This window comes from Streptomyces sp. NPDC001450 (genome assembly GCF_053597295.1).
Genome location: NZ_JBSFHY010000012.1, coordinates 178,551 through 201,166, shown reverse-complemented (window position 1 = coordinate 201,166; position 22,616 = coordinate 178,551). Strand labels below are relative to the sequence as shown.

Annotated in this window: 23 protein-coding genes; 9 read left to right on the top strand and 14 right to left on the bottom strand. The window is 71.6% G+C overall.

What is annotated here, in order from left to right; all coding sequences use genetic code 11:
- The first annotated feature begins 60 nt into the window (after positions 1-60).
- Positions 61-255, top strand: coding sequence for a DUF3046 domain-containing protein (locus tag ACWC5O_RS16175; RefSeq protein WP_450586839.1), 195 nt, complete (start codon positions 61-63; stop codon positions 253-255).
- 60 nt (positions 256-315) lie between these two features.
- Entirely contained in the window at positions 316-1,560 is a 1,245-nt protein-coding gene (locus ACWC5O_RS16170; protein WP_450586841.1) for an AI-2E family transporter, read from the top strand.
- A 22-nt stretch (positions 1,561-1,582) separates the two neighbouring features.
- Here ACWC5O_RS16170 and ACWC5O_RS16165 read toward each other — a convergent pair whose 3' ends face one another.
- The gene (locus ACWC5O_RS16165; protein ID WP_450586843.1) at positions 1,583-2,326 is read right to left on the bottom strand and encodes a hypothetical protein; all 744 of its coding nucleotides are present in this window, start codon (positions 2,324-2,326) and stop codon (positions 1,583-1,585) included.
- Positions 2,327-2,639: 313 nt separating this feature from the next.
- Here ACWC5O_RS16165 and recA point away from each other — a divergent pair, with 313 nt between their 5' ends.
- The 3 genes from recA (at position 2,640) to ACWC5O_RS16150 (ending at position 7,214) form a co-directional block, all read left to right on the top strand.
- Positions 2,640-3,755 (top strand): recombinase RecA, encoded by a 1,116-nt coding sequence (recA, locus tag ACWC5O_RS16160; protein ID WP_450586845.1) that lies wholly within the window; start codon positions 2,640-2,642, stop codon positions 3,753-3,755.
- Between the two features lie 3 nt (positions 3,756-3,758).
- Positions 3,759-4,511: a recombination regulator RecX gene (gene recX, locus ACWC5O_RS16155; protein ID WP_450586847.1), complete on the top strand. Its 753-nt coding sequence runs from the start codon at positions 3,759-3,761 to the stop codon at positions 4,509-4,511.
- 174 nt (positions 4,512-4,685) lie between these two features.
- Positions 4,686-7,214, top strand: coding sequence for an ABC transporter permease (locus ACWC5O_RS16150; protein WP_450587117.1), 2,529 nt, complete (start codon positions 4,686-4,688; stop codon positions 7,212-7,214).
- Between the two features lie 42 nt (positions 7,215-7,256).
- Here the strand turns inward: ACWC5O_RS16150 and ACWC5O_RS16145 are convergent, their stop codons facing one another.
- From ACWC5O_RS16145 to ACWC5O_RS16110, 8 genes are all read right to left on the bottom strand, one after another.
- Positions 7,257-7,670 carry a rhodanese-like domain-containing protein gene (locus ACWC5O_RS16145; RefSeq protein ID WP_450586849.1) on the bottom strand — a complete coding sequence of 138 codons (414 nt, stop codon included), beginning with the start codon at positions 7,668-7,670 and terminating at the stop codon, positions 7,257-7,259.
- A complete protein-coding gene (locus ACWC5O_RS16140) occupies positions 7,667-8,221 on the bottom strand; it encodes a cysteine dioxygenase (protein WP_450586851.1) in 555 nt (184 codons plus the stop codon). Before ACWC5O_RS16140 ends, ACWC5O_RS16145 begins: the two co-directional genes overlap by 4 nt.
- Before the next feature lie 72 nt (positions 8,222-8,293).
- Positions 8,294-8,341, bottom strand: a complete 48-nt coding sequence (locus tag ACWC5O_RS16135; protein WP_309506048.1) for a hypothetical protein — start codon at positions 8,339-8,341, stop codon at positions 8,294-8,296.
- A 115-nt stretch (positions 8,342-8,456) separates the two neighbouring features.
- Positions 8,457-10,085, bottom strand: a complete 1,629-nt coding sequence (locus ACWC5O_RS16130; RefSeq protein ID WP_450586853.1) for an FAD-dependent monooxygenase — start codon at positions 10,083-10,085, stop codon at positions 8,457-8,459.
- Positions 10,086-10,263: 178 nt separating this feature from the next.
- Entirely contained in the window at positions 10,264-11,184 is a 921-nt protein-coding gene (locus ACWC5O_RS16125) for an amino acid ABC transporter permease (protein WP_450586855.1), read from the bottom strand.
- On the bottom strand, positions 11,181-11,846 hold the full coding sequence (locus ACWC5O_RS16120; RefSeq protein ID WP_450586857.1) for an amino acid ABC transporter permease: 666 nt from the start codon (positions 11,844-11,846) through the stop codon (positions 11,181-11,183). The genes ACWC5O_RS16125 and ACWC5O_RS16120 overlap by 4 nt, the downstream gene beginning before the upstream one ends.
- Before the next feature lie 81 nt (positions 11,847-11,927).
- A complete protein-coding gene (locus tag ACWC5O_RS16115; RefSeq protein ID WP_450586858.1) occupies positions 11,928-12,761 on the bottom strand; it encodes a glutamate ABC transporter substrate-binding protein in 834 nt (277 codons plus the stop codon).
- A gap of 86 nt (positions 12,762-12,847) precedes the next feature.
- Positions 12,848-13,624 carry an amino acid ABC transporter ATP-binding protein gene (locus ACWC5O_RS16110; RefSeq protein WP_450586860.1) on the bottom strand — a complete coding sequence of 259 codons (777 nt, stop codon included), beginning with the start codon at positions 13,622-13,624 and terminating at the stop codon, positions 12,848-12,850.
- A gap of 295 nt (positions 13,625-13,919) precedes the next feature.
- Here ACWC5O_RS16110 and ACWC5O_RS16105 point away from each other — a divergent pair, with 295 nt between their 5' ends.
- Both ACWC5O_RS16105 and ACWC5O_RS16100 read left to right on the top strand, forming a co-directional pair.
- A complete protein-coding gene (locus ACWC5O_RS16105; RefSeq protein ID WP_450587119.1) occupies positions 13,920-14,606 on the top strand; it encodes a response regulator transcription factor in 687 nt (228 codons plus the stop codon).
- 9 nt (positions 14,607-14,615) lie between these two features.
- A complete protein-coding gene (locus ACWC5O_RS16100; RefSeq protein WP_450586862.1) occupies positions 14,616-16,022 on the top strand; it encodes an ATP-binding protein in 1,407 nt (468 codons plus the stop codon).
- A 66-nt stretch (positions 16,023-16,088) separates the two neighbouring features.
- Here the strand turns inward: ACWC5O_RS16100 and ACWC5O_RS16095 are convergent, their stop codons facing one another.
- Positions 16,089-17,087 carry a TAXI family TRAP transporter solute-binding subunit gene (locus tag ACWC5O_RS16095; RefSeq protein ID WP_450586864.1) on the bottom strand — a complete coding sequence of 333 codons (999 nt, stop codon included), beginning with the start codon at positions 17,085-17,087 and terminating at the stop codon, positions 16,089-16,091.
- Positions 17,088-17,194: 107 nt separating this feature from the next.
- Between ACWC5O_RS16095 and ACWC5O_RS16090 the strand changes: the two genes are divergently transcribed.
- Positions 17,195-17,602, top strand: coding sequence for a pyrophosphohydrolase domain-containing protein (locus ACWC5O_RS16090; RefSeq protein ID WP_450586866.1), 408 nt, complete (start codon positions 17,195-17,197; stop codon positions 17,600-17,602).
- Between the two features lie 3 nt (positions 17,603-17,605).
- Here the strand turns inward: ACWC5O_RS16090 and ACWC5O_RS16085 are convergent, their stop codons facing one another.
- From ACWC5O_RS16085 to ACWC5O_RS16075, 3 genes are all read right to left on the bottom strand, one after another.
- Positions 17,606-19,024, bottom strand: coding sequence for a hypothetical protein (locus tag ACWC5O_RS16085; protein ID WP_450586868.1), 1,419 nt, complete (start codon positions 19,022-19,024; stop codon positions 17,606-17,608).
- A 255-nt stretch (positions 19,025-19,279) separates the two neighbouring features.
- Positions 19,280-19,720, bottom strand: a complete 441-nt coding sequence (locus ACWC5O_RS16080; RefSeq protein ID WP_450586869.1) for a MarR family winged helix-turn-helix transcriptional regulator — start codon at positions 19,718-19,720, stop codon at positions 19,280-19,282.
- A gap of 61 nt (positions 19,721-19,781) precedes the next feature.
- On the bottom strand, positions 19,782-20,141 hold the full coding sequence (locus tag ACWC5O_RS16075; RefSeq protein ID WP_450586870.1) for a DUF6204 family protein: 360 nt from the start codon (positions 20,139-20,141) through the stop codon (positions 19,782-19,784).
- An 86-nt stretch (positions 20,142-20,227) separates the two neighbouring features.
- Here ACWC5O_RS16075 and ACWC5O_RS16070 point away from each other — a divergent pair, with 86 nt between their 5' ends.
- Positions 20,228-20,977: a PP2C family protein-serine/threonine phosphatase gene (locus ACWC5O_RS16070; protein WP_450586872.1), complete on the top strand. Its 750-nt coding sequence runs from the start codon at positions 20,228-20,230 to the stop codon at positions 20,975-20,977.
- On the opposite strand, the gene ACWC5O_RS16065 is transcribed toward ACWC5O_RS16070, so the two are convergent.
- The gene (locus ACWC5O_RS16065; protein WP_450586874.1) at positions 20,943-22,613 is read right to left on the bottom strand and encodes a CHAT domain-containing protein; all 1,671 of its coding nucleotides are present in this window, start codon (positions 22,611-22,613) and stop codon (positions 20,943-20,945) included. The genes ACWC5O_RS16070 and ACWC5O_RS16065 overlap by 35 nt on opposite strands.
- Positions 22,614-22,616 lie beyond the last annotated feature (3 nt).

Sequence of the window (22,616 nt, the reverse complement as noted above, 5' to 3'; positions counted from 1 at the left end):
AAGCGGTCTCGGCAAGCGGTCCCGGGCGGGCCCCACCCCCAGGGGCGGGATACTGGAGTCATGCGGTTGACGGTCTTCTGGCAGCGGATGGCGGAACACTTCGGTCTGGGGTACGCCGACACCTTCGCGCGCGATCATGTGATGTCGGAGCTGGGCGGGCGCACGGTGCACGAGGCGCTGGACGCCGGCTGGGAGGCCAAGGACGTGTGGCGCGTGGTCTGCTCGGTCATGAACGTGCCCGGGGAGCAGCGCTGACCGGGCACGAAGACCCCGGGCGGGCAACGGGTTGTCGGCGGCGTGGGCGACACTTGGCCCGTGGCACCCACTGACGAGACCGTGCCGGTCGACCGGCACGCAGCATCCCCGACCGCTACGACGACGCCCGACCGGCCCCCGGCCGACGCCGCCGCGCCGGGCGGCCGCATGCCGCGCTGGCTGCCGCGCGCCATGGTGCTCGCGCTCGCGCTCATAGCCGCCTTCCAGCTGGGCAGCTGGGCCTTCCACCAGCTGACCGGGCTGTTGATCAACATATTGATCGCGTTCTTCCTGGCCCTCGCCATCGAGCCCGCGGTGAGCTGGATGGCCGGCCGCGGCATGCGCAGGGGACTCGCCACCTTCCTCGTCTTCCTCGGCCTGGTGATCGTGACCGCCGGCTTCATCACGTTGCTCGGCTCGATGCTGGCCGGCCAGATCATCAAGATGGTCGAGGGCTTCCCCGGCTACCTGGACTCGGTCATCAACTGGATCAACGAGACGTTCCACACGGACCTGAGGCGCGTGGACGTCCAGGAGGGCCTGCTGCACTCCGACTGGCTGCGCAAGTACGCGCAGAACAGCGCGGCCGGAGTGCTCGACGTGTCCGCCCAGGTGCTCGGCGGCCTCTTCCAGTTGCTGACGGTCACGCTGTTCTCGTTCTACTTCGCCGCCGACGGCCCCCGGCTGCGCCGCGCGCTGTGCTCCGTCCTGCCGCCCGCGCGCCAGACGGAGGTGCTGCGGGCCTGGGAGATCGCCGTCGACAAGACGGGCGGCTATCTCTACTCGCGGGGCCTGATGGCGCTCATCTCCGGGATAGCGCACTACATCCTGTTCCAGGCCCTGAGCGTGCCGTACGCGCCTGTGCTCGGTGTCTGGGTGGGCCTCGTCTCGCAGTTCATCCCAACCATCGGCACCTACCTCGCGGGTGCGCTGCCGATGCTGATCGCGTTCACCGTGAACCCCTGGTACGCGGTGTGGGTGCTGATCTTCGTCGTGGTCTACCAGCAGTTCGAGAACTACATGCTGCAGCCCAAGCTGACCGCCAAGACCGTCGACATCCACCCGGCCGTCGCCTTCGGCTCGGTGATCGCGGGCACCGCGCTGCTGGGCGCGGTCGGCGCGCTGATCGCCATCCCGGCGGTCGCCACGCTGCAGGCGTTCCTGGGCGCGTACGTGAAGCGGTACGCCGTCACGGACGATCCCCGGGTGCACGGACACCGCACGCGGGGGCCGGGCCGCCCAGGGGGGCGCACGCGCATACGGCAGCTGTGGGAACGGCGGCCCAGCGCGGAGGAGTCCTCGTAGGGGCCTCCGCCCGGGGGCGTGGTCAGTACGTCAGGACCGCCCACACCCCGGCGGCTGCGACGGCCGCGGCGTAACAGCCCACCGCGGTGGCCACGACGCGCTCCCGCGCCCGCTCGCTCCAGGACGTACGGGACAGCAGCCAGGCCAGCAGCGGCAGGACCAGGACGGCGTGCAGGCTCACCCCGTGCAGCGGCTTGAGCGGGGCCGTCGAGTGGTAGGCGGCCTCCTGGTGGCCGGTCCGGGTGAGCACGACGCCGCGCGCGATCATCGCCGCACCCGAGGCCAGCGCCACGAGAAGGATCGCGAACCCCGAGCGCACCGCGAGCGGCATGCCGGCGGGGCCCGCGGGACGGTGCCGGAAGGCCGCGACGGCGAAGACGGTGAGCAGCGCCACCAGGACACCACCGCCCACCGCGAGCGTCATGGACACCGCGGTCTCGAGGGGGGTCTCCATGTTCAGGTGCGAGGGAACCCGGCGCCACGCCTGAAGGGTGATGCCGCCGGCCTCCACCACACAGTCCGCGGCGAGGACGACGAGCAGGACGGTGCGCAGCCGCGCCCCGACGCGCAGGTACGACGTGACCCAGGTGATCGCGATCAGCGTCGCCCCGAAGGAGAGCCCGAACGTGACGGGCTTGCGCCAGGAGACGGGACCGTCCCAGGGGCCGCCGTCGGCCGCGAACACCAGCAGGTGGGCGAGACCGGAGAGGACGAGGAGCAGACCGGCCGTGTGACACAGGCGCTCGGCGGGGCGGGGATTCTTCATGGCCCCAGGCTCCCGGGAGCGCTCCGCGCGGTCGTCGTCCGGCCGAGGACACCCGCCGTACGACGCCGGGAGTAGCGGCGTGCGCCGCGGCTCGGAAGGGGCTCCGGGCACCGTGTGGTGCGCTTGACACTAAAATCGAACATCCATTCTCATGGAGGCTCGGGCGAGGCTCCAGACGGGGATTTCGACACGTTTCGTGTTGAGATGTCCTCTTGTTATCCACAGGCCGGGCCGACGTCGGGGCGCATTGTCAGTGGCAGGCGTTAGCGTCTTTGACGTGAAGCGATCGACTCAAGCAAACCGGGTGGAACCCATGGCAGGAACCGACCGCGAGAAGGCGCTCGACGCCGCGCTCGCACAGATTGAACGACAATTCGGCAAGGGCGCGGTCATGCGCATGGGCGAGCGGTCGAAGGAGCCCATCGAGGTCATCCCGACCGGGTCGACCGCACTCGACGTCGCCCTCGGCGTCGGCGGTCTGCCGCGTGGCCGTGTCGTAGAGATCTACGGCCCGGAGTCCTCCGGTAAGACGACCCTGACCCTGCACGCCGTGGCCAACGCGCAGAAGGCCGGCGGTCAGGTCGCCTTCGTGGACGCGGAGCACGCCCTCGACCCCGAGTACGCGCGCAAGCTCGGTGTCGACATCGACAACCTGATCCTCTCCCAGCCCGACAACGGCGAGCAGGCCCTGGAGATCGTGGACATGCTCGTCCGCTCCGGCGCCCTCGACCTCATCGTCATCGACTCCGTCGCCGCGCTCGTCCCGCGCGCGGAGATCGAGGGCGAGATGGGCGACAGCCACGTCGGTCTGCAGGCCCGACTGATGAGCCAGGCCCTGCGGAAGATCACCAGTGCGCTCAACCAGTCCAAGACCACCGCGATCTTCATCAACCAGCTCCGCGAGAAGATCGGCGTGATGTTCGGCTCCCCGGAGACCACGACCGGTGGCCGGGCGCTGAAGTTCTACGCCTCGGTGCGCATCGACATCCGCCGCATCGAGACCCTGAAGGACGGCACGGAGGCGGTCGGCAACCGCACCCGCTGCAAGGTCGTGAAGAACAAGGTCGCGCCGCCCTTCAAGCAGGCCGAGTTCGACATCCTCTACGGTCAGGGCATCAGCCGCGAGGGCGGCCTGATCGACATGGGCGTGGAGCACGGCTTCGTCCGCAAGGCCGGCGCCTGGTACACGTACGAGGGCGACCAGCTCGGCCAGGGCAAGGAGAACGCGCGCAACTTCCTCAAGGACAACCCGGACCTGGCCAACGAGATCGAGAAGAAGATCAAGGAGAAGCTGGGCGTGGGTGTCCGGCCGGAGGAGCCCTCCGCCGAGCCGGGCGCGGACGCGGCGGTGACCACCGCGGCCGAGGGCGACGCCAAGGCGGCGCCCGCCAAGGCCACCAAGCCCAAGGCCGCCACTGCCAAGAGCTGACCCGTGACACGACGAACCGACTGGGCCGAGTACGAGTACGCCACCCCCGGTACCCCACGGGGGAGGGGCACCGACGGCGACTCGCGCTCCGCCACAGCCGGTGAGGACGGGTACGGCGACGGGGAGCACGGCGGGGCCGGGCCACGGGGCGGTCGGGGGCGCGGCCGTGGCCGTAGGCAGGGCGGCTTCGGGGAGCCGCCCGGTGAGGACGAAGACACCCCTACCTCGTCGAGGGCCGAGCGGGGGGAGTCTTCAGGGGACCCGGCTGAGCGGGCGCGGGCGATCTGTCTGCGCCTGCTCACCGGGACCCCGCGCACCCGCAAGCAGCTCGCGGACGCCCTGCGCAAACGGGAGATCCCCGAGGACGTGGCCGAGGAGGTGCTGTCCCGGTTCGAGGAGGTCGGGCTCATCGACGACAGCGCGTTCGCGGACGCCTGGGTGGAGTCCCGGCACCATGGCCGGGGGCTCGCCCGCCGCGCACTCGCCCAGGAACTGCGCACCAAGGGCGTCGACTCCGAGCTGATCGACGAGGCCGTCGGCCGGCTCGACTCCGAGCAGGAGGAGGCGACCGCCCGTGAGCTGATCGCCCGCAAGCTGCGGGCCACCCGTGGCCTCGACCGCGACAAGCGGCTCCGGCGTCTCGCCGGCATGCTCGCCCGCAAGGGCTACCCCGAGGGCATGGCCCTCCGCGTGGTCCGCCAGGCCCTGGAGGAAGAGGGCGAGGACACCGAGTTCCTCGAGGGTGAGTCCTTCTGACAGCCGGGCGCCCGGCGTGGCGGTGGGGTTAACCCCCGCCCAAGACGCCGGGCCACCGCAGTGCTTCCGGACCCGTGCACGCGCGAGTGTGTATCCATGCCCCGGACCACGGCCCACGCCGAGGCCGGGCGGCGCACGGACCCCGAGACGCACAACAGAAGAGAGCCCGCCCCCATGATGCTGCGTTACGCCCTCCAGACCGTCCGCGCCCGAAAGGCGGGCTTTCTCGGTGCCTTCATCGCCCTGATGTGCGCGGCCGCTCTGATCACCGCCTGCGGCACCCTCCTCGACACCGGCCTGCGCGGCACCATCCGCACCGAGCGCTATGCCGCCGCTCCCGTCGTGGTCTCCGCCGACCAGTACGTCCACCGGACCACCGTGAAGCACAAGAAGGGCAAGACCAAGGTCAAGCACAAGGCGAAACCCATCGCCGAACGCGCCTGGCTCTCCGCCGACCTGCGGGCAACCCTCGCCCGCACCCCCGGCGTCGCCCGTGTCGTCCCCGAACTGACCTTCCTCGCACAGCCGATGACCCCGGCCGGCACCGGCGGTCGTACCGCCTACGGGCATGCCTGGGACTCCGCGGCGCTGACGCCGTACCGGCTGACCGCGGGCGGCGCGCCCCAGGCCGCCGGTGACCTCGTCATCGACGACGACCTCGCGGCACGCGCCCACCTTGGGCCCGGCGACCACCTCACCGTGCAGTCGACGCAGTCCCCGCGCAGCTACCGGATCACCGGTGTCGCCACACCGGCCACCGCCGTTCGCCACCAGACATCGCTGTTCTTCTCCACGGCGGAGGCCGAGCGGCTGGCCGCGCACCCCGGACAGGTCACCGCTTTCGGCGTGCTCCCGGCCAAGGGCACCGGCCCGGAGGCGGTGCGGCAGGCCGTGGTGCGGGCGCTGCACGGCACCACCGCGCAGGTCAGCACCGGCGACGCCCGTGGTCCCGTAGAGTTCCTGGACGCGGCTGCCGCCCGCACCCGGCTGGTCAGCATGGGCGGCGCGATGGGCGGCACCTCGCTGCTGGTGGCGGTGCTCGTGGTCGTCGGCACCTTCGCGCTCTCCGTCCAGCAGCGCCACCGCGAACTCGCCCTGCTCCGCGCCATCGCCGCCACGCCCGGACAGATCCGCACGCTGCTGGGCCGGGAGGCACTGATCGTCGGTGCGGCGGCGGGCAGCACCGGTGCCCTGCTCGGGCTGCCGCTGGGCGGCTGGCTGCACTCCAGGTTCGTCGCCCTCGGCGCCGTACCCGTCACGCTCCAGCACTCCGTCAGCGTCTTCCCGCCGCTCGCCGCCCTCGCCGCCACCCTGCTCGGTGCCTGGGCGGCGGCCCGGATCGCCTCCCGCAGGATCGCCGGGATCCGCCCGGCGGAAGCCCTGGCCGAGGCCAGGACCGAGCGCACCCGCCCGGCCTGGGGGCGCATCGCCGCCGGTCTGCTGCTCCTCGCCGGCGGAGTCGTCCTCGTCGCCGTCCTCACCTCCCTGCGCACCGAGCCCGCCTCGACGCCCGTGACCTTCCTCGCCGTCGTCGTCCTGTCCACCTCCGTCGCCCTGCTCGGCCCGCTGCTGGTCAAGGCGGCCGCGCTGCTGCTGGCCGGTCCCCTGCGGCTCACCGGTCACGGCGGCCGCCTCGCCACCGCCAACCTGCGCGGCAACGCCACCCGGATGGCCTCCGTCGTCACCCCCCTCACCCTGCTCATCGGCATGACCTGCACCGTCCTGTTCGTCCAGTCGACCCTCGGCGACGCCGCCCGGACCCAGGCGCGTGAGGGGGTCACCGCCGACTGGGTCGTCGCCGCCCAGGGGCCCGGCGTCCCGGGCGAGGCCGCACGGCGGCTGCGCGAGCAGCACGACACCGTCACCGAGGTGGTCCGCACGACCGTCCGCATCGGCCTCGACAAATACGCGGCCCAGGGCCTCACGCCGACCGGTCTGACCCGCACCTGGGACCCGAAGGTCACCGCCGGCTCCCTCCGCGATCTCGCCCCCGGCACCGTCGCCGTCAGCGAACTGGCCGCGGACCAGCACCACTTGAAGCCCGGGAGTACTCTGAAACTCACGCTCGGCGACGGCACGCCCGCCACGCTCACCGTCGCCGCCGTCTACGCCCGGGGTCTCGGCTTCGGCGACCTCACCTTCGCCCACGACCTCGTGGCCCGGCACATCGACAACCCGCTCGCCTCCTCCGTCCTCGTCAGCACGACCCGTACAAAGACACAACTCGCGACTACACTGCGTGAGTTCCCGGGTCTGCGGATTCTTTCGCCGGCCGCCGCGGATTCCCTCCAGGCCGACCGGCAGCAGGCGAACGCCGAGGTCAACTATCTGGCCATGGGGCTGGTGCTGGCCTTCACCGCCATCGCCGTCGTCAACACCCTCGCCATGTCCGTCGCTGAACGTGTCCGGGAGTTCGCCCTGCTCCGCCTCGCCGGAGCGACCCGCCGTCAGGTGCTGCGCGTGCTGCGCACCGAGGCACTGTCGGTGCTGCTTCTCGCCACCACGCTCGGCAGCGGCATCGCGCTCGCCGTACTCACCGCGTTCAGCGTCGGCATGACCGGCCGGGCGGCCCCCACGGTCACGCCCCTGCTCTACGTCGGCGTGGTCGCCCTCGCCGGCCTTCTCGCGCTCGTGTCCAGCGCCCTTCCGGGACGCGCGGCGCTGCGTGTCCCGGCGGTGACGGTGGCCACGGCGAAGGAGTAAGGAGTAGGGACAGGCCTTGGTCGCCGCCCCGCTGAGCCTGCGTCAGCCGGTCACCGGCTCCACCGGCAGCCCCTGCGTCCGCCACGCCTGGAAGCCGCCCACCAGGTCCGTCGCCCGGTGCAGGCCCAGCTGATGGAGGGAGGCGGCTGCCAGGCTGGAGGCGTAGCCCTCGTTGCAGATGACGACGACGCGCAAGTCGTGGCCGGTGGCCTCGGGGACCCGGTGGCTGCCCTGGGGATCGAGGCGCCACTCCAGTTCGTTGCGCTCGACGACGAGCGCGCCGGGGATCACGCCGTCCCGCTCGCGCAGGGCCGCGTACCGGATGTCGACCAGCAGGGCCGCACCGCTGCCGGCCGCCTCGTACGCCTCCTGTGCCTCGATGCGCCGGTAGCCCGCGCGGACCCGCTCCAGCAGGTCGTCGACGCCGACCGGCCGGGTCTCCGTACCGTCGCTCACTGCCAGTCCTCCGGGCGCTCGACCTGCTCCAGGCGCAGCACCTGACCCGTGCGACTGTAGCGACGGATCCGCGGCAGCGGCGGGTAGTAGGCGTGGACGGAGATCGCATGCCGGTCCGGGGCCTCGTTCAGCACCTCGTGCACGTGGTGGCGGCCGAAGGAGCGGCCCTGCCCGGCGGGCAGCCGACGCTCGCGGTCGACGCCCTCGGTGAGTTCCAGGGTCCTCCAGCCGTCGGTGGGCAGCCGGGCGGCCAGCGAGTACTCCTTGAGTTCACCCGCCGCGGTGACGAAGGCGCCGACCGAGTCGGCGTGGTCGTGCCAGCCGGTGCCGGTGCCGGGCGGCCAGCCGATCAGCCAGGCCTCGCTGCCGTCGGGGCCCTCGAGGCGCACCCAGGTGCGGCCCTCCGGGTCGAGCGGCAGCGACGCGATCAGCTCGGTGTCGGCGGCCGTGCGCCGCGCGAAGTCGAGGAGGTCCGCCTGGGCCGGCACCGAGCCGGCCACACTGACGGTGGCAGCGGGGGAGACGGAGGGGGATACAGAGGATACGGACACGTGCACCGTCCTGAAGAGGGTTCGCCGAACGGGCGCACAACGGCGCCCGGAGAAAGAAGAGGGGGAGCGAATTCAGCAGGACGGGCGACACACGCAGCCCGCATAGCGGACGAGGTCCATATGGACCCTCCGCCACAGGCGCACACAGGTGTCGGTCACGATCGGAGTACAGCACGGTGCTGTACTCCGGTCAACTCACCGTCACCATGTGGACAGAGGGTGACCGGGCGGACGGTCAGCGCGCGCCGGAGCCGGCCTCCGCCTCCTCCTTCTCCTTCTCCTTCTCCTCCTTCTTCACGGCGCCGCCGAGCGTCGCCTCGGCCGCCGCGTACAGGTCGGCCGGACGCACCCCGCTCAGCGCGGTGACCAGATGGCCGTCGGGGCGCACGAGCAGCACGCTGTGCGCCGGCGCACCCGGGTAGTCCTCGGCGACCAGCAGCTCGGCCGGGTGCGGAAGCGCCGTCACCGCGGCGGCGAGCCGGGGCATGACCCCGGCCGACACCCAGTGCTTGCGGTCCCACACGCCCGTGCCCGGTGCGATCAGCACGACGAGCAGCGCGCCACGGCCCAGCCGGTCGCGCAGTTGTACGAAGGAACCGTCCTCCGCGGTGACCCCAACATCGGTGACCGGCGAGCCGAACGGGGTGTCGACCGGGATCTCCGCCTCCAGGTGTCGGGGTGCGAGCGGCGAGTCGGCGTACGCCCCCGGCGCACCCACCGGGCCGCGCCCCAGATGACCGTCCGTGAGCAGCGCGTCGTGACCCCGGGCGGCGCCGGGGACGTAGTGCCGCAGCCCGCCTCCGCCGCGCAGCACCGGCAGCAGCTGGTCGGCGGCGCGCAGCCGGGCGGCCACCACCGCGCGCCGCTCGGCCTGGTAGCTGTCGAGCAGTGCCTCGTGGTGCCCGTGGTGCCAGGCCGGGGCCAGCTTCCAGGCCAGGTTGTCGGCGTCCCGGAGGCCCTCGTCGAGCCCCTGGGTGCCGAGCGCGCCGAGCAGGTGGGCCGCGTCCCCGGCGAGGAAGACCCGGCCGGCCCGCCAGCGCCGGGCCAGCCGGTGGTGCACCGTGTGGACACCGGTGTCGAGGAGGTCGTACGCCGGTGTGGTGCCGTCCGTCCAGCCCGCGAGGGTCTCGCGGATCCGGGCCACCAGGATGTCGGGCGTGACCAGGTCCTTGCCCGGCGGCAGCAGCCAGTCCAGACGCCACACGCCGTCCGGGAGGGGGCGGGCGGTCACCTCCCCGGCCGAGGGCCCGGACGACCGCCACGGCGGCATCCGATGGAGCAACGCCTGGCCCTCCCACGGAAGTTCCACACGCAGGGCCGCGACCGCGTGCCGCTCCACCGCCGTACGGCCCGGGAAGCGGATGTCCTGCAGCTTGCGCACGGTCGAGCGGGGCCCGTCGCAGCCGACCAGATAACTGCCGCGCCACCAGGTGCCCTTGGGGCCGCGGGTGTGGGCGGAGATGCCGGAACGCTCCTGCTCGATCGAGTCGAGCCGGCTGTCCGCGGCGACCTCGACCAGCGGCTCGCGCGCGACGGCCGCGCGCAGGGCACCGGTGAGGACGTGCTGGGCGAGGTGCAGCGGGGCCGCGGGATCGCCCTCTTCGAAGGTGATCTCGTTCATCACCTGCCGGCGCCTGACCGACCGCCATCCGGTCCATCTCACACCGTGGTCACCGAACGCGACTGCGGTCAGCCGCTCCAGCAGGGCGGCCGTGTCCTCGCGCAGCACGACGGTGCGCGCCGGGCGTGGTTCGTCCTTGCCGGGGCCCTCGTCCAGGAGGACGGAGGGCACCTCCTGACGGGCCAGCGCCAGGGCGAGCGTGAGCCCGACGGGCCCCGCTCCGACGATGATCACCGGATCCACGGCGCAGCGCCTCCTGCCCGCAGCGGTGCCCTGACGGACAGGGAGGAACAGAGAGGTGAAGCGGGGTGCACGATCACAGAACGTATGCAACCCATTGGCAGAGTTTGCGTCAAGTGACCAGAGGCAGTGGCGATCATGCCACTGCCTCCGGGGGCCGTACGGGTGAAGTGACGGCTTATCAGACGATGCCACCGGGGCCGGTCCCGGCGCCGGCGCCGTCTCCGGTCGCCGCCGTACCCGAGATGTTCGCCAGGTCCTCGGGCCCGAGTACCGCGCCGGTCGACTTCTTGCGCCGCCGCAGCCGTCCCTCCAGCCAGCTCGCGAACGAGGTCAGCGAGAAGTTGATGATCACGAAGATCACGGCCACGACGGTGAGGGAGGCGATGATGTTGCCGTAGTAGCCACTCATAGTGTTGGCCGAGGCCAGCAGTTCGGGGAAGGTGAGGACCGCACCGCCGAGGGCGGTGTCCTTCACGATCACGACAAGCTGGCTGACAATGGCCGGAAGCATCGTGGTGACCGCCTGCGGCAACAGGATGAGCCGCATCACCTGACCCTTGCGCAGGCCGATCGCCATGGCCGCCTCGGACTGGCCCTTCGGCAGAGCGAGAATGCCCGCGCGGACGATCTCCGCGAGCACCGATGCGTTGTACAGCACGAGGCCAGTCACGACTGCGTAGAGCGGACGGTCGTCCGAAGCGACGTCCGTGTACTGGGCGTAGAGCGCGTTCCCGAAGATCATCAGGACCAGGACGGGGATCGAACGGAAGAACTCGACCACGATTCCGGCCGGTACGCGCACCCACACGTGGTCCGAGAGCCGGGCGATACCGAGGACGGCACCCAGCGGAAGCGCGATGACCATCGCCAACGCCGCCGCCTTCAGGGTGTTCTGCAGGCCGGGCCAGATGTACGTCGAGTACGCCTCGGTGCCGCTGAAGAAGGGCTTCCACAACGACCAGGCCAGCTGCCCCTTGTCGTCGAGGGACATGTACACCCACCATGCGAGGGCCATGAGGACGACGACGAAGACCGCCGTGTACAGGACGTTGCGCCGCTTGGCGCGGGGCCCCTGAGCGTCGTACAGGACCGCACTCATCGCTTCACCGCCACCTTCTTGCTCACCCAGCCGAGGATCAGACCGGTCGGCAGGGTCAGGCAGACGAACCCGAAGGCGATGACCGCCGAGACCGCCAGCAGTTGCGCCTCTTTCTCGATCATGTCCTTCATCAGGTACGCCGCCTCCACGACGCCGATCGCGGCGGCCACCGTCGTGTTCTTCGTCAACGCGATCAGCACGTTGGCCAGCGGGCCGACCGCCGCGCGGAACGCCTGCGGCAGCACGACCAGACCCAGAACCTGGGCGAAGCTGAGACCGATGGCCCGTGCCGCCTCCGCTTGGCCGACCGGCACGGTGTTGATGCCGGCCCGGATCGCCTCGCACACGAAGGCCGAGGTGTAGACGATCAGACCGAGCACGGCCAGCCGGAAGTTGATCGTCTTGAAGTCGTGCGCACCGAGGCTGATTTCCAGTGTCTGATTCAGGCCGAGCGAGGAGAACAGGATGATCACCGTGAGTGGGATGTTCCGCACGATGTTGACGTAGGCGGTGCCGAAACCGCGCATGAGTGGCACCGGGCCCACCCGCATGGCGGCCAGCAGAGTGCCCCAGACCAAGGAGCCCACCGCGGACAACAGCGTCAGCTGCACTGTCGTCCAGAAGGCGCCCAGCACGTCGTACTTGTCAAGAAAGTCGAACACGATCTCCCGCGCTTCCGCGTGTAGGGATGCCCCCGGTGCACCGCCGCCGTCTCGGGGACGGCGCACCGGTGGGGCGTTGCCTCAGCTCTTGATGTCGCCGGTCTTCGGGGCGGGTTCGTTCTTGTAGTTGGCCGGGCCGAAGTTCTTCTTCACGGCTGTCTCCCAGGAACCGTCGGAAACCATCTCCTCAAGAGCCTTGTTGATCTTGGCCTTGAGGTCGCTGCCCTTCTTGACGCCGATGCCGTAGTTCTCGTTGGTCATCTTGAAGCCGCCCAGCTTGAACTTGCCCTTGAACTGGGCCTGAGCGGCGTAACCGGCGAGGATCGAGTCGTCCGTGGTGAGGGCGTCGATGGCGCCGCTCTGCAGGCCCGACAGGCAGGCCGAGTAGGTCGGGTACGTCACGAGGTCGGCCTTGGGGGCCAGCCTGGCCTTGACGTTCTGCGCCGAGGTCGAGCCGGACACCGAACACAGCTTCTTGTTGTTCAGGTCCGCCGGCGACTTGATCTTCGTCTCGTCCGCGCGGAGCAGCACATCCTGGTGAGCCAGCAGATAAGGCCCGGCGAAGTCGACCTTCTGCTGACGCTCCGGGGTGATCGAGTAGGAGGCCGCGATGAAGTCGACGTCACCGCGCTGCAGCATGGTCTCGCGGTCGGCGCTCTTCGACTCCTTCCACTCGATCTGGCCGGGCTTGTAACCGAGCTTGCCGGCCACGTAGGTCGCCACGTCGACGTCGAAGCCCGCGTAGCCCTGCGGGGTCTTCTGGCCGATGCCGGGCTGGTCGAACTTGATGCCGACCGTGATCTTCTTGCCGCCGGAGGAGCCGCCCTCGTCCTTCTTGTCGCCGCCGCACGCGGTGGCGGACACAGTGAGGGCGAGTACGACGGCGGAGGCGGCGGTGACCTTGCGGAGCTTCATCGTGAACATCCTTTGAGTGGTGAGGAACGCGGTCCGTGAGGGACGGGTGGTCCCGGGGTCGCCCGGGGCGCGCGGGCTCGGTGCCGTCAGTGGTGCAGGATCTTCGACAGGAAGTCCTTGGCCCGGTCACTGCGCGGATTGCTGAAGAACTGGTCGGGCGCAGCCTGTTCGACGATGCGGCCGTCTGCCATGAAGACCACCCGGTTTGCAGCCGATCGTGCGAAACCCATCTCGTGGGTGACGACGATCATCGTCATGCCCTCCCGGGCGAGCTGTTGCATGACCTCGAGGACCTCGTTGATCATCTCGGGGTCGAGGGCCGAGGTCGGCTCGTCGAAGAGCATGACCTTCGGGCCCATCGCCAGCGCTCGGGCGATGGCGACGCGCTGCTGCTGGCCGCCGGACAGCTGGGCCGGGTACTTGTCGGCCTGGGTGCCGACACCGACCCGGTCGAGCAGGGCACGGGCCTTCTCCTCGGCCTGCTTCTTGTCCGCCTTGCGGACCTTGATCTGCCCGAGCATCACGTTCTCGAGCACGGTCTTGTGCGCGAAGAGGTTGAAGGACTGGAAGACCATCCCGACGTCGGCGCGCAGCCGGGCCAGCTCCCTGCCCTCGTGGGGCAGTGGCTTTCCGTCGATCGTGATGGTGCCCGAGTCGATCGTCTCCAGGCGGTTGATGGTGCGGCACAGGGTCGACTTTCCGGACCCGGAGGGCCCGATGACCACGACGACCTCACCGCGGGCGATCGTCAGGTCGATGTCCTGGAGTACGTGCAACGCGCCGAAGTGCTTGTTGACGCTCTTCAGGACGACCAGTTCGCCGGACGCGGCCACGTCTTCCTTGGCCACCGATACTTTGGTCATCGCTCTCAGGCTCCGTCCTCCTCGGTTTCGGTGGACAGTAGTGATGGCCGGTGACCAGCGTCATCACATCTGAGGGGAATCTGAGCATCACGATCCGATAGCAATCGGACACGTGTCGTAGCACTTGAGACCCGTACGCGTATCGGGCGGATAACGGAAGCGGCAGGCAACCGGAACCCTCTTGACGCCGTCCTTGTCCATCGGCGTGACTTCCATGGTGCACGCGCGCGTGCGCACGATCTACAAGCCGAACGAGAACCATGACCGTATGACCGCTGAACCGGAGGGGGCCGGGATGAGACTGTTGCTCGTGGAGGACGACAACCACGTCGCGGCCGCCCTGTCCGCGGTCCTCGCGCGGCACGGTTTCGACGTCACCCACGCGCGCAGCGGCGAGGAGGCCCTCCAGGCACTCGTCCCCGAGGGCGCCGGATTCGGCGTGGTCCTGCTCGACCTGGGACTGCCCGACCAGGACGGCTACGAGGTCTGCGGCAAGATCCGCAAGCGCACCAGCACGCCGGTGATCATGGTCACCGCGCGCTCCGACGTCCGCTCCCGCATCCACGGGCTCAATCTGGGCGCCGACGACTACGTGGTGAAGCCGTACGACACCGGGGAGCTGCTCGCCCGGATCCACGCCGTCAGCCGGCGCACCGCCCACGAGGACGCGGTACCGGGCGCCGAGACCTCGCTGCGTCTGGGACCCGTGCTCATCGAACTGCCCAACCGCCAGGTCAGCGTGGACGGTTCGGTGATCCAACTGACCCGCAAGGAGTTCGATCTGCTCGCGCTGCTCGCCCAGCGGCCGGGCGTCGTCTTCCGGCGGGAGCAGATCATCAGCGAGGTCTGGCGCACCAGCTGGGAGGGCACGGGCCGCACCCTGGAGGTGCACGTCGCCTCCCTGCGCGCCAAGCTGCGCATGCCCGCGCTGATCGAGACCGTACGCGGCGTCGGCTACCGGCTCGTCGCCCCGGCCGTCTAGCGGGGTCGGGTGCGCACACGGCTCCTGCCGCTGCTCATCGTCCTGATGGCGGCCGTACTCCTCGCCCTCGGCGTCCCGCTCGCCGTCAGCGTGGCCGCAGCCCAGCAGCAGAAGGTGGTCGTCGACCGGATCGACGACACCGCGCGCTTCGCCGCGCTCGCGCAGTTCGTCACCGACGCGCCCAGCGGATCCCGCCGCACCGCCCCGGACGAGCGCCAGGAGACGCTCCGCCGCGAACTGGACAGCTACTACGGCGTCTACGGCATCCGCGTGGGCGTCTTCTACGGCAACGGCTCGGTCATGGCCAACGCCCCGGGTGACTGGGTCGTCCCGCAGACGGGGGAGGTCCGGGAGGCGTTCGGCGAGGCGCTGCTGAGCCGCCGCAGTCACGACCCCCGGCAGGTGTGGCCCTGGCAGCGCAGCCGGCTGATCGTCGCCTCGCCGGTGATCCGGGACGGGGACGTCGTGGCGGTCGTCGTCACCGACTCGCCCACCGGGCAGATGCGTTGGCGGACCCTGCGCGGCTGGCTGTTCATCGGGGCCGGCGAGATCGCCGCGATGCTGCTCGCCGTCGGCGCCGCGCTGCGGCTGACCGGCTGGGTGCTGCGGCCGGTGCGGATCCTGGACGCCACCACCCACGACATCGCGACCGGGCGCCTCAAGTCCCGGGTGGCGGTTGCCGGCGGGCCGCCGGAACTCAGGCGGCTGGCCCGGTCGTTCAACGAGATGGCGGACAACGTCGAGGACGTGCTGGAGCAGCAGCGCGCCTTCGTCGCGGACGCCTCGCACCAGTTGCGCAACCCGCTCTCTGCGCTGCTGCTGCGCATCGAACTGCTCGCCCTGGAACTCCCGCAGGGCAACGAGGAGATCGCCTCGGTCCGCACCGAGGGCAAGCGCCTCGCGCAGGTCCTGGACGACCTGCTCGACCTGGCGCTGGCCGAGCACGCCGAGGCCGACCTCGCTCTGACCGACGTCGGAGCCCTGGCCGAGGAACGGGTGGCCGCCTGGGCACCGGCCGCCGCCGCCAAGGGCGTCCGGCTGGTCGGCGACTGCCCGCCCACCACCGCCTGGGCCGACCCGATCACGTTGTCCAGCGCGCTGGACGCGGTGATCGACAACGCCGTGAAGTTCACGCCCGAGGGCGGCACGGTCGAGGTCGCCGTCGCCTCCAACGGCGACACCTCGACGGTCGTGGTCACCGACACCGGTCCCGGCCTCACCGACGAGGAACTCGCGCGCGTGGGCGACCGCTTCTGGCGCAGCGGCCGCCACCAGAACGTCAAGGGCTCGGGTCTGGGCCTGTCCATCACCCACGCCCTGCTCGCGGCGGGCGGCGGCTCGCTCACCTACGCGCACCACGAGCCGAAGGGACTCCAGGTGACCGTGGCGGTGCCGAGGAACCCGGACGGTTTCTAGGGCTTCACCGAACAGGCCCTCACGAACAGGCCCTCATGAACAGGCCCTCCCGTAGACCCTCACCGACTAGGGCTTCACCGACCAGTAGTAGCGGCGGGCGCCCTCCTGCAGGGGCAGCGGGTCGGTGTAGATCGCCGTGCGCAGGTCGACCAGCTGGGCGGAGTGGACGTGGGCGCCGATGCCATCGCGGCTCTTGATCACCGTGCGGGTCACCCACTCGGTCAGCCGGGGATCCATGTCCTTGCGGGTCATCAGCACGTTGGACACCGCGATCGTCGGCACCGCGGTGCCGTGCTGCACGGACGCGTACGCCGTCTCGGGCATGTTGGTGGCCCGGTAGTAGCGGGCGGCGTCCCCGCCGGCGTGCAGCTTGGTGACGAGGTCGCCGTCGATCGGTACGAACCTGAAGGCGTACTTCCTGGCCAGTTCGACCAGCCCTTTGGTGGGCAGCCCGCCCGACCAGAAGAAGGCGTCGATCTTGCCGTGCCGCAGCCGGTCCGGCCCGGTGTCTATGCCCTCCGCCATCGGCGTGATGTCCTTGTGCGGGTCGATGCCCGCGGCCCTGAGCACCCGGTTCGCGATCAGCCGTACCCCGGAGTCGGGCAGCCCGGTGGCCACCCGCTTGTGCCGCAGGTCCGCGACGCTGTCCACCTTCGAGTCGCGGGGCACGACCAGCTGCACGTAGTCGTCGTAGAGCCGGGCCACACCGCGCAGCCGGTCCGCGCCGCTGCGGCGCTGCAGCTCGTACGTCTCCACCGCGTCGGCCGCCGCGATCGTGAAGTCGGCCTTCCCGGTCGCCACCCGCTCGACGTTCTCCTGCGAGCCGGCGCTGTTCAGCAGCTTCACCTCCAGCCCGGGCATGTCCCGGGCCAGTTCGGTGCGCAGCCGCTCGCCGTACTCCTGGTAGACCCCGCGGGGCGTGCCGGTACTGAAGACGATCGTCCCGCTCGGCGGGGTCTCGCCCAGCGGCAGCAGCCACCACAGCAGCAGCCCGAGGGCCACGACGCCGACGGTCGCGCCCTGGAGCGCCCGGCGCCTGCTGATACGGGGGAACACCTTGGACATGCGGGCGATCCTGCCAGGCCGTGTGCGGGGCTGACCAGGGCCGGGGTCACTCCGGGGCCCTCGGGCAGCGTGGCGGGGGTGTCGGTGGCGGCCGTTAGAGTCGCCGTATGAGCTCTTCGCCCGCCCGTCTCGTCCGCGAGTTCCACCACGCCTTCGGCCTCGACGCCCGCACCAGGCCGACGGAGGTGGGACCCGAACTGGCCGCGCACCGCGGGGAACTGCTCGCCGAGGAGGCCGCGGAGGTCGCCGAGGTGTCGGTCGAGGGCCCGCTGGACAGGCTCGCGCACGAACTGGCGGACGTGGTGTACGTGGCATACGGCACCGCACTGGTCCACGGGATCGATCTCGACGAGGTGCTCGCCGAGATCCACCGCGCCAACATGAGCAAGCTGGGCCCGGACGGCCAGGTCGCCCGCCGCTCCGACGGCAAGGTCCTCAAGGGCGAGCACTACCGGGCGCCGGACGTGTCGGCCGTCCTGCGCCGCCAGGGCTGGACACCCGGCGGCGCAGCCTGACGCCTACGACGACAGCGAGCCGCCCGCCAGCTTCCACTCGCGGTGCAGGGAGCCCAGCGGGACGCTCCGCTGCAGCACCGGCGTGCCGAAGATGGAGAGCTGGATCCGCAGGGTCCCCGACAGGTCGACGCCGCCGTACACCGCCCAGGTGCCCTCGGCCTTCACCTCGGGCTTGTCGGAGGAGGCGGTGACCGTCCCGGACGCCTCGCCGCGCAGGTACGGCGCCAGGTCGGCGGTGACGCCGACGGTGCCGTAGAGGCCGACGGTCGCCTCGGCGCCGAGAGCCGTCTGCACGCTCCCGGCGGTGGTGAGGGAGGCCCGGACGGGCGTGCTCGTCATGTCCGACGAGCTGACCGGCGTCCACCCCTTGCCCACCCCGAAGGTGCCGCCCGCCTTGAAGTCGCCCTTGAGGCTCTGCTCGACGTCGACGGTCACATGTCCGTCGGCGCTGATCTGGAAGTAGCAGGTCAGGTCGAGGTTGACGACGACGGGGACCGGGCCGACCTGCAGGACGGGGTCGGCGTGCAGCTTGGCGAACGGGATCCGCAGCGGGGTGCCGGTGGTCGCGGCGGCCCGGCCCTTCACCGCCCAGCCGGAGCTCCAGTCGCCGGAGACGCCGAGGTAGGCCGAGCCGGGCGCCGCGTCGGTCCCTGTGCCGCCGTAGCTGAAGTCGACCTGCGGGGCCACCTGGACGAACCCGGACACCGAGGCGCCGGCCGAGGCCGGGGCGCCCTCGGCCGTCTGCACCTTGGCGCCGACGTCGAGCCGGAGGCTGCCGAGCGGCACGGTCGCGCCCTTGGGCCCGACGTGCACGTCACCGGCCTTGGACCAGGAGACCTTGACGTCGGGCAGCAGCTTGTCGACGGCGAAGGAGGACGGGTCGACCGGCACGGTGCCCTTGGCCGTGTCGTTGCCCAGCAGCGCGTTGAGCGCCGCCGGTTCGGTCTGCACCTCGGTGCCCCGGTCGCTCTCGCCGATCACCTTGGTGACCTTGGCGAGCAGGCCGTGCGGGGCCCCGGGCGCCGGGGCGCTGGCGATGACGTCACCCACGGCGGTCTTCTGCGGCGCCGCCGAGGAGGTGGGCGAGGGGGTCGCGGGGGACTGCGAAGTCCTCTTCCTCGCCGGTGCCTTGGAGATGACGGCGCGTCGGGTCCGGCTGTCGTACGAGCTGACGGTGAGCGTGGTCCTGTGCGCCCGCCGGCCCGTGCCGGTGGTGCCGGCCGTGGCGGTCGCGGTGGCGGCGGGGGCCGCCGCGACGGTGAGCGAGTGGCCGGTGTCGCCGGTGGGACCGTCGGTGGCCCGGACGTCCTGGCCCTGGCCTGCCGCCGGTGGTGCGGCGTGCGGCGCTGGCGAGGAGCAGCCGGCGGCGAGGAGGAGGGCGGTCACGGCGAAGGCGGGCAGGAGGGCACGCCGGTGCCTCATGCGTCTGCGCAAGGTTGGTCCTGGAGTGAAGTGGGGGGTGGTGAAGAAGGCAGTGCAGCACCGACGGCCGGCTACTCGCGGGTAGAACCGACAGGTAACTCGGTGGTGAGCCATGAGCATGCCATGGCTGCGCGCGCAGGCCCCGCACAATTCGGTCACATCCCAACGTGACCTGGAACACGCCGAGTTCAGGCCGTGGGGTGGCCGGATCCCGGTCAGGGGCAGGTCCGCCGACCCGCCCCCGACGCGCGGAGGTCAGCCCGTGAGTCCCGTGCCGCCGAGCCGGGTCAGCAGGCCGGAGAGCAGGGCGATGTCCTCCTCGCCCCACGCGGGACCGGCGAAGATCTCGGCGGCCGTCTCCTCGGCCGCGGCCAGCATCTCCTTCAGGCGCTCCCGGCCGGTCCCGGTCAGCGACGCGTAGGCCACGCGTGCGTCACGGGCGTCCGACTCCCGGGTCACCAGCCCGATCCGCTCCAGGGGAGCCAGCCCGCGGGTCACCCCGGAGGCGGTCAGCCCCAGTGCCTCGGCCAGATCGACCCGGCGCATCCGGCCGCCGGGTGCCTGCCCCAGGCGCAGCAGCATCGTGAAGTCGGCCAGGCTCACCCCGTGCAGCCCGCCCAGCCGGGCGTCGAAGCGCCGCACGAGCGCCGTCTGCGCCCGCACCAGCCGCAGCGACGCGTCCAGTGCGTCACTCATCACTCACCGGCATCCCGCTTGCTGCCCTCCTGTTGATTGCCGTCTCCTTGACTGCTCAAGTTTATGCGCCGCTGGAACGCGCGGCGCGCCGCTGCCGCTTCCCCAACGGCGCCTGGGAGAGGTCCTCCGCGCTGGACCGGAGGTTCTTGAAGCCGTAGTCGCGCTCCGTCAGCCACGCCTTCGCCGCCTCCTCGGCCCGCTCGGTCGCCTCCAGGATGTCCTCCTCTTCCTCCCCGGTGTCCGAGAAGCGGAAGACGAAGGCGGGCCGGGCGGCGATGTCGTAACTGAGGTGCCCCTCGGGCGTGTAGGCGGCCTGCAGCACGTCGTGCCGGGCGGCGTCGGCGAGCAGTTCGGCCCGCTGGGCCTCGCCGAGCCCGTCGAAGGCGCCGCGGACGGTGATACGGAAGGTTCGGGTACTCATCCCGCGACCTTAGGCACAGCGGGCGGTGCGCCTCCACCGGGTTTCCGGCACGAAACTAGACTTTGGTTGGAAGGCGGTGGCGTTCCATGCCGTACGTGACTGTGACCGCGCTGAGCCATCCCGGGCTGCTCCGTGAGCGGAACGAGGACAGTCTCGTGGTGGGCCCGTGGACCTTGTGCGCCACCGTGACCGAGAGCCCGCAGACGCTGTTCTTCCCGCTCGGGACGCCCCTGGTCGTCGCCGTCGCGGACGGACTCGGCGGGCATCCCGGCGGTGACGTGGCCAGCGCGCTGGTCGCCCGCCGGATCGCGTCGATCGGCTCCGCCCTGAGCAGCGAGGACGCCGTCCGCGACGCCCTGAGCGCCTGCAACCGCGCCGTGTACCTGGCCGCCGGCGGCGACGAGGCGAGTGAGCTGGCCGCCATGGGGACGACGGTCGCCGGCATCGTCGTACAGCCCGGCTCGCTCATGGTGTTCAACGTGGGCGACAGCCGGGTTCTCGCCGTCTCCGAGGACGGGCTGCGGCAGCTGAGCGTCGACGACAGCCCTCCCCTCGAACCCGGGCAGCGCACCACCTCCCTCGTCACCCAGTGTCTGGGCGGCAGCCCCGGCTACCGTCCCATCCGCCCCCACGTGGCGGCCGCGCCCCTGTCGCCCGGCGACCGCTACCTCATCTGCACCGACGGCCTGACCGATCCGGTGCCGCCGGAGGTCCTGGACGACGTGCTGCGGGAGCGCGAGGACAACCGGGCGGCCTTCGAGCTGTGGAAGGCCGCCATCGCGGCGGGCGGCCCCGACAACATCACGCTGGCGGTCGCGCGCGTCGTGGACGAGTAGCCCAGTCCCGGCCCGGGCCGGGATGACCCTGGTGGATGAAGGCGGCCCAGACCGCCGGGCGGTCCAGCCTCGGTCCCCTGGCCAGCTCTTCGCGCAGGCGGCCGCCGAGCGACCCCGGGGCGCGGCGGTCGGGGTCGAGCATCCAGTTCTGGGCGCACCACAGGGCGTCGACCGGGCTGTGGCCCTCTACGGCCAGGTAGTGGTGGAAGACGGCCATCATCAGGGCCGAGGCGGAGTCCTCGGCGGCCCACCGGGACCCCACCACATCGCGTGCGCCGCCCGCCAGGAAGGCGGTCGTCAGCGTGAGCGCCTCGTCGTGGTCCCGGTTGCTCAGGTCCGTCTCACAGGCACTGAGTACGACCAACGGCCCCTCGGCGGCGTCCTGTTCGACCGACGGGCGGTCGAGCAGACGGGCCACGGTCAGCTGTGCGGGGTCCGGCTGCCCGGGCCCGTCCGGTGGCGGGTCCGCCGGATCGCCGGGGTGCGCCAGCTGCAGCGCGGACTCCGTCGGGCTGGTGCCGGCCGAGCCGTGGCAGGCCACATGGAGCAGGGACGGGCTGCCGCCGAGCACGTCGAGAAGGTCGTCGGGAGTGCCGGGCGCTGCCGGTTCGACGGGCGGATCGAACATGTCGCCGTACAGCCGCGCCTGTGGGTAGAAGGCCCGGTGGAGCGCCGTCACCTCCAGCTCCGCATGCGGTAGGGAGACCATGGGGTCCGCCACCAGGACCGGGTCGGCGGCCGGGGTGCGCCGGGCGCGCCGCACCGCGTCGAGGAACTGGCGGCCGGACGCCGCGTAGCTGATCACCATGATCTGGCAGACGCGGTCGCGGGGCGCCTCGGCCGGCAGGCGGGCCGCGTGCCAGGGGACGATGCCGAGGCGGCCGCACGGCACCAGCACGATCCGGGGTGGGCCGGGACGGTCCCGGCGCCGGTTCTCGTTGGCCTGGAGCCGTTCGGCGATGCCCGTCATGAGAGGGGCGACGACCGCTTCGGTCGCCCAGTCGCACAGCTCCGAGAGGGCTTCCTCCCAGGCCTGCGTGGCAGGGGCGGAGCCCCGGCTCTGCTGGCGTTGCGCGGCCGCGTCGAGGTAGCGCTCCAGCGGGCCGCTCTTCTCGTGGGACAGCAGCGGCAGCGCCCGTACTCCGGTGCCGGTGTCGGGGCCCACCACGATCCCCATCCCGGGCAGGGTGCCCTCGCCGGCGATGAGGTACACCAGCGCGTCCGCGTCGCCCTGCGCGACCCCGGCCCGCAGCTCGTCCACCGTGGGCGTGCCGAACAGCGCTCCGCCCGGCTCCCGGTGGCCGAGCGCCTCCAGGGCGCGGCGGCGCAGGGAGCTGGGCAGTTCGCGGGGGAGTGCGTCGGCCTGCCCGGCGCCGTTGACGCTCGCGTCCCGCCAGGCCTGCGCGAGGTCCCGGTGCCCGCGCGCCTCCAGCAGCTCGGGAACTGCCCGCGAGGTGGACGCCGCACGCAGCACCAGCGCGCGGCCGAGTTCGAGCGCCGCCACGGCCTCCTCGACCCGGCCCTCGGACGCCGCCCAGATGGCGGCCCGCATCCCGCGGTCGGCTCCGGACCGGGCGGCCAGCAGCCCGTGGTCGGGGCCGGTCTGCAGGACGACGTCCCCGGCGAGCGCCTGCAAGGA

Excerpts from the sequence above, each read along its gene's own strand:
- ACWC5O_RS16175 (WP_450586839.1), top strand. The coding sequence starts at position 61 with ATGCGGTTGACGGTCTTCTGGCAGCGGATGGCGGAACACTTCGGTCTG.
- ACWC5O_RS16165 (WP_450586843.1), bottom strand. The coding sequence starts at position 2,326 with ATGAAGAATCCCCGCCCCGCCGAGCGCCTGTGTCACACGGCCGGTCTG.
- recA (WP_450586845.1), top strand. The coding sequence starts at position 2,640 with ATGGCAGGAACCGACCGCGAGAAGGCGCTCGACGCCGCGCTCGCACAG.
- ACWC5O_RS16150 (WP_450587117.1), top strand. The coding sequence starts at position 4,686 with ATGATGCTGCGTTACGCCCTCCAGACCGTCCGCGCCCGAAAGGCGGGC.
- ACWC5O_RS16125 (WP_450586855.1), bottom strand. The coding sequence starts at position 11,184 with ATGAGTGCGGTCCTGTACGACGCTCAGGGGCCCCGCGCCAAGCGGCGC.
- ACWC5O_RS16115 (WP_450586858.1), bottom strand. The coding sequence starts at position 12,761 with ATGAAGCTCCGCAAGGTCACCGCCGCCTCCGCCGTCGTACTCGCCCTC.
- ACWC5O_RS16110 (WP_450586860.1), bottom strand. The coding sequence starts at position 13,624 with ATGACCAAAGTATCGGTGGCCAAGGAAGACGTGGCCGCGTCCGGCGAA.
- ACWC5O_RS16105 (WP_450587119.1), top strand. The coding sequence starts at position 13,920 with ATGAGACTGTTGCTCGTGGAGGACGACAACCACGTCGCGGCCGCCCTG.
- ACWC5O_RS16095 (WP_450586864.1), bottom strand. The coding sequence starts at position 17,087 with ATGTCCAAGGTGTTCCCCCGTATCAGCAGGCGCCGGGCGCTCCAGGGC.
- ACWC5O_RS16090 (WP_450586866.1), top strand. The coding sequence starts at position 17,195 with ATGAGCTCTTCGCCCGCCCGTCTCGTCCGCGAGTTCCACCACGCCTTC.
- ACWC5O_RS16085 (WP_450586868.1), bottom strand. The coding sequence starts at position 19,024 with ATGAGGCACCGGCGTGCCCTCCTGCCCGCCTTCGCCGTGACCGCCCTC.
- ACWC5O_RS16080 (WP_450586869.1), bottom strand. The coding sequence starts at position 19,720 with ATGAGTGACGCACTGGACGCGTCGCTGCGGCTGGTGCGGGCGCAGACG.
- ACWC5O_RS16075 (WP_450586870.1), bottom strand. The coding sequence starts at position 20,141 with ATGAGTACCCGAACCTTCCGTATCACCGTCCGCGGCGCCTTCGACGGG.
- ACWC5O_RS16070 (WP_450586872.1), top strand. The coding sequence starts at position 20,228 with ATGCCGTACGTGACTGTGACCGCGCTGAGCCATCCCGGGCTGCTCCGT.